This window comes from Streptomyces milbemycinicus (genome assembly GCF_002154605.1).
Lineage (GTDB): Bacteria > Actinomycetota > Actinomycetes > Streptomycetales > Streptomycetaceae > Streptomyces > Streptomyces milbemycinicus.
On sequence record NZ_MUNE01000396.1, the window covers coordinates 21,777 to 32,084 of the forward strand.

Annotated in this window: 9 protein-coding genes; 2 read left to right on the forward strand and 7 right to left on the reverse strand. The window is 72.8% G+C overall.

The window, feature by feature from the left end; all coding sequences use genetic code 11:
• Positions 1–28: 28 nt before the first annotated feature.
• Positions 29–700 (forward strand): bifunctional DNA primase/polymerase, encoded by a 672-nt coding sequence (locus CCN51_RS30360; RefSeq protein ID WP_014176073.1) that lies wholly within the window; start codon positions 29–31, stop codon positions 698–700.
• Between the two features lie 222 nt (positions 701–922).
• Here the strand turns inward: CCN51_RS30360 and ftsY are convergent, their stop codons facing one another.
• From ftsY to CCN51_RS30385, 5 genes are all read right to left on the reverse strand, one after another.
• A complete protein-coding gene (ftsY, locus tag CCN51_RS30365) occupies positions 923–2,140 on the reverse strand; it encodes a signal recognition particle-docking protein FtsY (protein ID WP_014176074.1) in 1,218 nt (405 codons plus the stop codon).
• 35 nt (positions 2,141–2,175) lie between these two features.
• The gene (locus tag CCN51_RS30370) at positions 2,176–2,844 is read right to left on the reverse strand and encodes a response regulator (protein ID WP_014176075.1); all 669 of its coding nucleotides are present in this window, start codon (positions 2,842–2,844) and stop codon (positions 2,176–2,178) included.
• A complete protein-coding gene (locus CCN51_RS30375; RefSeq protein ID WP_106436361.1) occupies positions 2,841–5,015 on the reverse strand; it encodes a histidine kinase in 2,175 nt (724 codons plus the stop codon). Before CCN51_RS30375 ends, CCN51_RS30370 begins: the two co-directional genes overlap by 4 nt.
• A complete protein-coding gene (locus tag CCN51_RS30380) occupies positions 5,012–5,350 on the reverse strand; it encodes a hypothetical protein (RefSeq protein ID WP_014176077.1) in 339 nt (112 codons plus the stop codon). Before CCN51_RS30380 ends, CCN51_RS30375 begins: the two co-directional genes overlap by 4 nt.
• Before the next feature lie 227 nt (positions 5,351–5,577).
• Complete coding sequence (locus CCN51_RS30385; protein ID WP_014176078.1) at positions 5,578–5,976, reverse strand: hypothetical protein; 399 nt, start codon at positions 5,974–5,976, stop codon at positions 5,578–5,580.
• A 312-nt stretch (positions 5,977–6,288) separates the two neighbouring features.
• Between CCN51_RS30385 and CCN51_RS30390 the strand changes: the two genes are divergently transcribed.
• Positions 6,289–7,278: an LLM class flavin-dependent oxidoreductase gene (locus CCN51_RS30390; protein ID WP_014176079.1), complete on the forward strand. Its 990-nt coding sequence runs from the start codon at positions 6,289–6,291 to the stop codon at positions 7,276–7,278.
• Positions 7,279–7,324: 46 nt separating this feature from the next.
• Here the strand turns inward: CCN51_RS30390 and CCN51_RS30395 are convergent, their stop codons facing one another.
• Entirely contained in the window at positions 7,325–8,743 is a 1,419-nt protein-coding gene (locus tag CCN51_RS30395; protein WP_014176080.1) for a sugar porter family MFS transporter, read from the reverse strand.
• Between the two features lie 218 nt (positions 8,744–8,961).
• Positions 8,962–10,308: AAA family ATPase (locus CCN51_RS30400; protein ID WP_158104710.1), on the reverse strand; the 1,347-nt coding region annotated here is incomplete at its 5' end.

A 10,308-nucleotide genomic window follows, 5' to 3' on the forward strand; every position in this document is an offset into this window, starting at 1 on the left:
ATCGGCAGGGCGACCCGTTGGAGGGGGCATGGGCTTCACGATCGGCGGCATCCGGGACATGCGGCCAGGCTCGCGGCGGCGCGGCCGTACATCCGAGTGCACGACGGTGGCGGAGTACACCTGTCTGTGGGGGTGGGACGTGGTGCCGGGCGCCCGGGCCACGCGTGGCGCGGGCGGCAGCAGAAACGAATGTTCATGTGGCGAGGCCGACTGCGCCGCCCCCGGCGCCCACCCCCTCGCCTTCGCCTCCGCCGTCCCTGCGGGCGCCACCCTCGACGACGCGACGGCCGCCTGGGAGCAGGTCCCGGGGGCCGCGGTGCTGCTGCCCGTGGGCAAGTCGTTCGACGTCCTGGAGGTCGCCGAGCAGGCGGGCCGGCTCGCCCTCGTCCGGCTGGAGCGCATGGGGCTGCCGCTCGGTCCGGCGACCGCCACCCCACACGGGCGCGCCCAGTTCTTCGTCGCCCCGGGCGCCGCCGAACAGCTGCCGCAGCTGCTCTACCGCATGGGCTGGGACGACGCCGACCTGGATCTGCGCTGTCTGGGGCCCGGCGACCACATCACCGCCCCGCCCAGCGACCTCGGCGGGCTCGGGCCGGTCCGCTGGCTGCGCCCGCCCGCGCTCGACACGGCGGGCAACCCGCCCCATGCGCGGCTGCTGCTGGGCACGCTGGCGTACGCGGCCCACCGCGCGGGCGGCTGAACCGGATACCCGCCCCGCCATGAGCGTGTCTTGGCGCGCTGTGCGGGCTGGACTGAGGAGCCGCGCAGCGACGGAGGAGCGAGCAGCGACGAGGGAAGCCCGCGCGTAGAAGCGCGCCGAGACTGAGCGGGAGGAGGAGGCCCCGCAGAAACGCTTCGGGCGCCCGAGAGGTCCCGGGCGCCCGGAGGGGAGGGGGCGGAGTGGATCAAGGGAATCGGCCAGTCAGTCGCCGATCAGCGCATCGACGAAGGCCTCCGGCTCGAACGGCGCGAGATCGTCCGCGCCCTCGCCCAGGCCCACCAGCTTGACCGGTACGCCCAGCTCGCGCTGGACCGCGATCACGATGCCGCCCTTGGCGGTGCCGTCCAGCTTGGTGAGCACAATGCCGGTGATGTTCACGACCTCGGCGAAGACCCGCGCCTGCACCAGGCCGTTCTGCCCGGTGGTGGCGTCGAGCACCAGCAGCACCTCGTCGACCGCGCCGTGCTTCTCCACGACCCGCTTGACCTTGCCCAGCTCGTCCATCAGGCCGGTCTTGGTGTGCAGCCGTCCCGCGGTGTCGACGAGCACGACGTCCGCGCCCTCGGCGATGCCCTCCTTGACCGCGTCGAAGGCGACCGACGCCGGGTCGCCGCCCTCGGGGCCCCGGACGGTGCGGGCGCCGACCCGCTCGCCCCAGGTCTGCAGCTGCTCGGCGGCCGCCGCGCGGAAGGTGTCGGCCGCGCCGAGAACCACCGACTTGCCGTCGGCGACCAGCACCCGCGCGAGCTTGCCGGTGGTGGTGGTCTTACCGGTGCCGTTGACCCCGACGACCATGACGACGCCCGGCTTCTCCTCGCCGTTCGCGCCCACGCCGCTCTCGGTGTGCACGGCGCGGTCGGCCTCGGTGCCGATCAGCTGGAGCAGTTCCGCGCGCAGCAGGCCGCGCAGCTCCTCGGGGGTACGGGTGCCCAGCACCCTGACCCGCTCGCGGAGCCCCTCCACCAGCTCCTGCGTCGGTGCGACGCCGACGTCGGCGGTCAGCAGGGTGTCCTCGATCTCCTCCCAGGTCTCGTCGTCGAGGTGTTCCCGCGACAGCAGGGTGAGCAGCCCCTTGCCCAGCGTGGTCTGGGAGCGGGAGAGCCGGGCCCGCAGCCGCACCAGCCGGCCGGCGGTCGGCTCGGGCACCTCGATCGCGGGCGCCTCCGGCTGTGCGGGCACAGCGGGCGCGGGGGGCGCCTCGGTGACCGACAGGTCCACCTCTTCGATGGTTCTGCGCGGTTCCTCGAGCGTGGTTTCCGCCTCCTCGCCGACCTGTGGCTCGGCGGGCGGCGCGGTGACGGACGGACTGCTCGGCGGGGCCGGGGGCAGCCGCTTCTTCTTGCGGCTGCCGATCACGAGCCCGCTGACCGCGGCGAGCGCGATCAGAGCGATGACTACAGCAAGGATGACTTGTTCCATAACGCACCCAGTATCAGCCAACGGACTGCGGGGAGTCATTCACCTCCCAGCCCGGCCTCACGGGCCCGGACAATTGCCTGGGCGCGATCGCGGACCTGCAGCTTGGCGAAAATGGAGCCCACGTGGTTACGCACGGTCTTGTCCGTGACCACCAGCCGCTGGGCGATCTGGCGATAGCCGAGCCCGCCCGCCAGCAGTTCCAGGACCTCGCGCTCACGGGCGGTGAGGGTGGGGAACGCCTCCTTGGCCGATGCGGTGCCGAAGGAGCCGAGCAGGGTGCCAAGACGCTCGGCCATGCGGGGGCTGAAGACCGCGCCGCCGCGTGCCACGGTGTGCAGGGCGCGCAGGATCTCGTCCCGGCCCGCGCCTTTGAGGAGGTAGCCGCGGGCGCCGGCGCGCATGGCCGCCAGCAGGCTGTCGTCGTCCTCGGACATGGTCATGACGACCACACGGGCCTCGGGACGGGCGCACAGGATCCGCCGGGTGGCCTCCGTACCGGATCTGCCGGGCAGCCCGAGGTCCATGACCACCAGGTCGGGCTCGGTGCGGTCGGCCTCGGCGACCGCCTCCTCGGCGGACGCGGCCTGGCCGACCACGGTGAACGCGTCGTCCAGGTTGACCGCGGCCGCCAGTCCCTCGCGGAAGAGCGGATGGTCGTCCACGAGCAGTACGCGCCACTGCGGTGCTCCCGCCGCCGCCGTCACCGGCCCGGCCCCTCTTCCCCGCGCTCTCCGCCGCGCTGCCGACCGTGTTCCCGGCCTCCTTCGCGGCGGTGTTCTTCCGGTGCGAGCGATACGGCCGCCTCATGGACGGCGTTGTCCTCGGCCGGCTCGGCATCCCCCGGCCCGGCGAGCGGCAGGATCGCGTGCACCACCGTGCCCGTCGCGGATCCCGTCACCGAGCAGGAGCCGCCGATCTCCTCGGCGCGCTCCGCCACGGAGGCCAGCCCGACGCCGGGCACGGCGCCCCGCCGCAGCCCGCTCCCGTCGTCGGTGACCTTGACCTCGAGCGTGTCCGGGCCCGCGGTGAGCTCGATCCGGACCTGCCGGGCCCGTGCGTGCCGCACCGCGTTGGTCAGCGACTCGGCGGAGATCCGGTACGCGGCCGTCTCCACACCGGGCGACAGCGGCGGCAGTGCGGTGGGGTGGGTGGCCACGGTCACCCGCGGCCCGGCGCCGCCCAGCCGCCGTCCCAGGTCCCGTACCGCCTTGGCCAAGCCGCGCTCGGCCAGGGCGGCGGGGGCAAGACCCGAGGTGATCCGCCGCACCTCGACCAGGGCCTCGGCGAGGGTTTCGGCGGCCTCGCGCAGCTGATGGCGGGCCGGATGCCCGGGCGGGCAGGTGGTCTGCGCGATGTCCAGGCGCAGCCGTACGGCGGCGAGCTGGGGGCCGAGGCCGTCGTGGATCTCGCGCCGCAGCCGGCGGCGCTCCTGCTCACGGGCGAGCACCAGCCGCTCCCGGGCGGCCTGGGCCTCCTCGGCCAGGCTCAGGGCGGCGAGCGCCGGGGCCGCCTGGTCGGCGAGCAGGGAGAGCAGTCCGCTGTCCCGTTCGGCGGGGGTGCCGGAGCCGTCCCGGGCGACTTCGAGGCGGCCGACCGTACGGCCGTGGTGGCGCAGCACGAATGCCTGGACCGGGCCGGTGAGCGGCGCCCCGGCCGCGGCCAGCCGCCGGGGTCCTGACCGGGTGTCGACGCTGACGGCGGCGCCCGAGACGCCAAGGTCCTCGACGGCGCTGCGGCAGATCTGCTGGGGCACCTCGCCGGGGTGGGGCGCCTGCTGGAGGCGTACGGCCAGGGCGCTGGCCGCCTCGTGGGGGCGGGCCCGCGGCCCGTAGAAGGCACGCTCGACGCGCAGGGTCAGCCAGCGGGCGGTCGGCCGCAGCGCCCAGCCGAGCAGCAGGGAGCAGCCGACGGCGGTGCTGATCGCCCCGCCGCGCAGGGAGGGCAGCCCGGCCTGGACGGCGACGACGGCGCAGACGACGACGGCGGCGAGGGAGGTGAGGACGAAGGCGCGGGCGAGACGGTGGCTGGTGACGCGGTCCAGGCGCCATATGCCGGTGCGGGCGACGCCCAGGCAGATCGCGGCCGCCCAGACGGCGCTGCCGACGGTGCGCGCCACGATGGTGGGCATGCCCTCGGCCCATTCGGACAGCAGCAGGAAGACGCAGGCCGGGTAGGCGGCGGCGAGCAGAGCCCAGTTGCGCCGCTCGGCACTGCGGGCGACAGCGGCGCGGCAGCACAGCGAGCCCGTCACCACGGCGGCCACGGCGCGCAGCACCCACTCCTCCGCCTTCGCGTAGTGCTCGAGGTGACCGAAGGCCCACTGGCCGCATTCGGTGGCGAAGAAGGGGTTGGTCGCCGAGCCGACCATCGGCTCGCTGACCAGCCAGAGGGCGGCGTAGCCCAGCCAGTACGCGGAGGCGCCGACGCTCATCGCCCACCACTGCCACCGCCGCTGCGAACCGCGCGGGAACAGCCACAGCGGCAGCAGCAGGACGGTCAGCGGGCGGCAGGCGATCCCGGCGGCCGAGATCAGCAGCTGGACCACGGCGCCCGCCGAGCCCAGGTCGGCCAGTCCCAGCAGGTCGGCGGCTGCCGAGGGCAGCAGCCACAGCGCCCCGGCGACCAGCAGGACGCTGCCGTAGCGGCGGGCGGAGCGCTCGGCCAGCAGGAGCACCCCGACGCCGAGGACCGGAATGCCCACGGCGACGCGGGTCAGCACGGCGGTGCCGCGCGGCTGCGGATAGGACAGGGCCAGCCATTGGTCGTTCACCCGCAGCAGTCCGGCCAGCCACCCGGCGAAGACCACCACGAACAGGGCGGAGACTCCGCCGGCGGCCTGCACGGCGCGGTCCTTGGGCTGGACCGCGCGCCTCATCCCATCCCAGAGCCCCGGGTCGGGGCAGGGGCTGAAGCCGGAGGCGGAGCCGGGGCCTGGCCGGCGGTATGGCTCCTGCCCCGGCCCTTGACCCACAGCGTGATGTAGTTGTCGCTGTGGCCCGGCCGGCATTTGTACTCGCTCCACTTGTGGGCTTCCACCCCGTTCCGGCCCGCCTTGCGACAGGCGCTGGTGGTGTCGAAGTGCCCGGCCTGCCGCCATGCCGCTCCCGGGGCCGCGGCGGCGGACGCCGCCGGGGCGGCCCCCACGACGGCGCCGGTGAGCAGAGCGAGCGCGGTCAGGACGCGGGTCCGGCGGGTCCGGGATGGGGTCATCTGGCAACCTCCTTGGTTCTCCGGTCCGAGCACTACCCGCGGTGGGGCGGGTGAAGTGTGCGCGGGCCCGGGCCCACCCGAACCGGTGACGGACCCGCACCCGCGTTCCGGCCCGCTGTGTCAGCCGGGCTCACGTGTTCCGTCGGGCTCACGTGTTCCGTCGGGCTCACGTGTTCCGTCGGGCTCACATGTTCCATTGGGCTCACGTGTGCCATTGGGCTCACCCGTCACCACACCAGCAGCAGGATGGCGACGGCGATGGCCTCGGCCTCGATATAGGGGACGCCGAACCGCATCAGGGTGAGCATGATCGGCTTGGCCGACCAGATCTCGAGGGTTTCCAGGAAGTAGCCGAGCCGGTGGGCGTAGCGGCGGACCATGGCGGTCTCGCGCGGCCCGAGCCGGATGAGCAGTTTGGCCAGCAGGTCGCCGCCGTGGTGCAGGGCGACGGTCAGCAGCCGCTGCCGGATGAGCTGCGCGTCGGCCGGGGCGGCGCCGGCCGTGCCGAAGAGCGCTGTCTTGGCCGCTTCGAGCTGCGTGGTGTCGCCGGCGGCGTGCCGCACCCGGATGACCAGGTCGTCGATGTCGGGTCCGGTGATGGCCGGTTCCCCCGTCGTGATCGTCACGCGCCCCTCCTTTTTGTGTCCGCACGGCGGCTTTACGTCCGCACGGCGGCGGGAAGTCGAGGCCCGGGGCACCGGGCCTGCCCCTACCGTCAGCCGCCCTGTGTCCCAGGCGCATGAGTCATCCGCCCCGCCCCTGCCCGGAGCGTCGATACGCGGCTCCGCCGCGCGGGGGCGCTCGCCGCAGACCTCGGGCCTCCGCTCTCTGTTTATTTGACGGTCCGTCAGATAGCGTGCCCTCTCGCCCGCCCACCGCTCAGGGGGCCGGAACCGCCACCCCGGCGGGGCAGAAGGGGACAGAAGGGGACCTCCGCCATGCCCGTCACGGTCGTACGGCTCAACCTGGTCGATCCCGAAGCCACACCCGAGTCCCTGTCCCGGCGCTACCGGGCGGCCGTCGAAATGGCCGCCTTCGCCGACGAGCAGGGCATCGACACCGTTCAGACCGAGGAGCACCACGGCGCCGCGAACGGCTGGCTGCCCTCCCCGCTGACCTTCGCGGGCGCGGTGCTGGGCGCCACCCGGCGGATCGCGGTCACCGTCTCCGCGCTGATCGTCCCGCTCTACGACCCGCTGCGGCTGGCCGAGGACATCGCCGTACTCGACCTGGTGAGCGGCGGGCGCCTGGTCGCGGTGGCGGGCATCGGCTACCGGCCCGAGGAGTACGCGGGGCTCGGCAGGGAGTGGAAGCGGCGCGGCGCGCTCCAGGACGAGGCGCTGGAGACCCTGCTCGCGGCCTGGACCGGCGAGCCCTTCGAGTACCGGGGCCGTACGGTGCGGGTCACCCCGCGCCCGTACACCCGGCCGCATCCGACGCTGCTGGTCGGCGGCAGCTCCAAGGCCGCCGCGCGCCGCGCCGCCCGGCTGGGGCTGCCGTTCTTCCCCAGCGCCCATCTGCCGGAGCTGGAGGCGTACTACCACGCCCGGCGGGCGGAGTACGGGACGGAGGGCTGGTGTGTGATGCCCGCCGCGCGGACGTCGCTGCTGCATGTGGCCGAGGATCCGGAGCGGGCCTGGGCGGAGTTCGGCCCGCATCTGCTCCACGAGGCCCGGATGTACGACTCCTGGCAGTCGGACGGGGGGGTGCACTCGGCCGTCCGCTCCCACGCCGAGGACGTGGCCGCGCTGCGCGGCGAAGGCGTGTACCGCATCGTCACACCCGAGGAGTGCGTGGCGCTGGCCAAGGAGGACGGCGAGGCGGCGAGTCTGGTGCTGCATCCGCTGTGCGGCGGGATGCCCGTGGAAGAGGGCTGGCGCTCGCTGCGGCTGTTCGCGGAACGAGTTCTGCCCCGCCTCAAGGAGTGAGGCGGGGCAGAACCCTTGAAAGATGAGGAGGGGGCCGGCGGGGGGGTTAGCCCATCTCCTCCAACGCCTTGCCCTTGGTCTCCGGCACCCACTTGAGGATGAAGGGGATCGAGAGCGCGGCGAAGACGGTGTACATGATGTAAGTCGCCGACAGGTTCCAGTCCGACAGGCTCGGGAAGCTGGCGGTGATGGCCCAGTTGGCGATCCACTGCGCGGAGGCGGCGACGCCCAGCGCGGCGGCGCGGATCTTGTTCGGGAACATCTCGCCGAGCAGCACCCAGACCACCACGCCCCAGGAGAGGGCGAAGAAGAGGACGAAGCCGTGGGCCGCGATCAGGGCCAGGACGCCCTGGGCGTGCGGAAGCTTGCCGTCGACCAGGTGCGCCGAGAAGGCCCAGGCCACCAGGCCGAGCGAGACCGCCATACCGGCCGAGCCGATCAGCGCGAGCGGCCTGCGGCCGATCTTGTCGACGAAGAACATCGCGATGACGGTGCCGATGATGTTGATGATCGACGTGGTGAACGAGTAGAAGAACGAGCTGCTCGGGTCGACGCCGACGGACTGCCACAGCGTCGAGGAGTAGTAGAACGCCACGTTGATGCCGACGAGCTGCTGGAAGACCGAAAGACCGATGCCGATCCAGATCACGGGCAGCAGCCCGAACCGGCCGCCGAGCAGGTCCTTGAAGGTGGACTTGTGCTCGCTGCGCATGGCCTGCTCGATCTGGGCGACGCGCGCGTCGAGGTGGCTGCCGTCACCCTCGACCTGGGCCAGGACCTCCTTGGCGCGGTCGGCCTTGCCGACGGAGATCAGGAAGCGAGGCGACTCGGGGATGGCGAAGGACAGCAGTCCGTACACCACGGCCGGGACGACCATCACGCCGAGCATCCACTGCCAGGCCTCGATGCCGCCGATCTTGCCGCGCTGGTCGCCGTCGGCGAGGTGGAGGATGCCCCAGTTGACGAGCTGGGACAGGGCGATGCCGACGACGATCGCGGCCTGCTGGAAGGAGGCCAGGCGGCCCCGGTACGCAGGCGGGGCGACCTCGGCTATGTAGGCCGGGCCGATCACGGAGGCCATGCCGATGCCGATACCGCCGAGCACCCGCCATACGGCCAGGTCCCACAGGGCGAAGGGCAGGGCCGAGCCGACGGCGCTGACGGTGAACAGCACGGCGGCGATCTGCATGACGCGGATCCGGCCGATGCGGTCGGCGACCCGGCCGGCGATGGCGGCGCCGATGGCCGAGCCGATCAGGGCGATGGCCACGACCTGGGCGAGTGCGGCGGAGCCGATGTCGTAGCGGCCGCGGATGGCCTCGACCGCTCCGTTGATCACCGAGCTGTCGTAGCCGAAGAGAAAGCCGCCCATCGCGGCGGCGGCGGTGATGAAGATGACACGGCCAAGGGGGGCCGGCCGGGCCTGTCGGCCCGCGGACCCCGGTGCCTGCACGGTGGTGCTCAACGTGAACTCCTGTGGCCATCCGGCAGCGCTGCCGGACGTGGGGGGCCTTCCAGAGGAGGCTCGGCCGAGTGGGTCGGCCACCACTTGAAGGTAAAAGCGACGTTGCAGAGACTATGCCTTCAAGTTTCGAAGTCAATGGGATGTGACGCAGCAGTCATCACAGGTGGATTGGGGGCTCGCGGACGCGCTTGATCGAATGACTTCAAGTATTGAAGCGCTTACCGCAGCCTCTGGCTGATGACCTTCGAGACCCCGTCGCCCTGCATGGAGACCCCGTACAGCGCGTCGGCGACCTCCATCGTCCGCTTCTGGTGGGTGATCACGATCAGCTGGGAGCTCTCCTGCAACTCCTCCATGATCCGGATCAGCCGCTGCAGATTGGTGTCATCCAGCGCCGCCTCGACCTCGTCCATCACATAGAACGGGCTCGGCCGCGCCTTGAAGATCGACACCAGCAGCGCCACGGCGGTCAGCGACCGCTCCCCGCCGGACAGCAGCGACAGCCGCTTGACCTTCTTGCCCGGCGGCCTGGCCTCCACGTCCACGCCCGTGGTCAGCATGTTCTCCGGGTCGGTGAGCAGCAACCGGCCCTCACCGCCCGGGAACAGCCGTGAGAAGACGCCCTCGAACTCGCGCGCCGTGTCCCGGTAGGCCTCCGTGAACACCTGCTCGACGCGCTCGTCCACCTCCTTGACCACCTGCAGCAGATCCGCCCGCGTCTTCTTCAGGTCCTCCAGCTGCTCACTCAGGAACTGATGCCGCTCCTCCAGCGCCGCGAACTCCTCGAGCGCCAGCGGGTTGACCTTGCCCAGCTGCTGGTACGCGCGCTCGGCGGCCCTCAGCCGCTTCTCCTGCTGCGCCCTGACGTAACGCACCGGCTGGTTCCGCGGATGTTCCGGGTCTTCGGGCAGCACCTCGCCCTCGGCCGGCGGGGACGGCGGCACCAGCTGGTCCGGTCCGTACTCGGCGATCAGCCCGGCCGGCTCGACGCCCAGCTCCTCCAGCGCCTTCGCCTCCAGCTGCTCGATCCGCAGCCGCTTCTCGGCGCCCAGCACCTCGCCCCGGTGCACCGAGTCGGTCAGCTTGTCCAGCTCGCCCTTGAGCTCACGCCCATGGTTGCGCTCGGCGACCAGCTCACGCTCCCGCTCCGCCTTCGCCCGCTCGGCCGCGTCCCGCTCCTCTTCGGCCCGCACCAGTGAGACCTCGACATGCGCCAGCAGCTGCCGGGTGCCCGAGGCCACCGCCGAGGCCACGGTCGCCTCGTGCCGCAGCCGCGCCCGGCGCTGCTCCGCACGCGCCCGCGCCTCGCGCTCGGCGCGCGCGCCCCGGTCGAGCGCGTCCGCCCGCCCCGCGAGCCCCTTGACCCGCTCCTCATGCGTACGGACCTGGAGGCGCGCCTCCATCTCGGTCTGCCGCGCGTTCGCCCCGTCGGCCGCCAGCCGATCCCGTACGGAGGTGTCCGGCTCTTCGTCGCCAGGCTCCTCTTCGGCGACGATCAGCCGCTCGGCCAGCTCCTCGGCCTCCTCCGTGGCCCTGGCCAGCGCCTCCTCCGCCTTGGCCGCGGC

Bases quoted from the DNA above. Each gene is read 5' to 3' on its own strand.
- CCN51_RS30360 (WP_014176073.1), top strand. From the start codon at position 29: ATGGGCTTCACGATCGGCGGCATCCGGGACATGCGGCCAGGCTCGCGG.
- ftsY (WP_014176074.1), bottom strand. From the start codon at position 2,140: ATGGAACAAGTCATCCTTGCTGTAGTCATCGCTCTGATCGCGCTCGCC.
- CCN51_RS30375 (WP_106436361.1), bottom strand. From the start codon at position 5,015: ATGAGGCGCGCGGTCCAGCCCAAGGACCGCGCCGTGCAGGCCGCCGGC.
- CCN51_RS30380 (WP_014176077.1), bottom strand. From the start codon at position 5,350: ATGACCCCATCCCGGACCCGCCGGACCCGCGTCCTGACCGCGCTCGCT.
- CCN51_RS30390 (WP_014176079.1), top strand. From the start codon at position 6,289: ATGCCCGTCACGGTCGTACGGCTCAACCTGGTCGATCCCGAAGCCACA.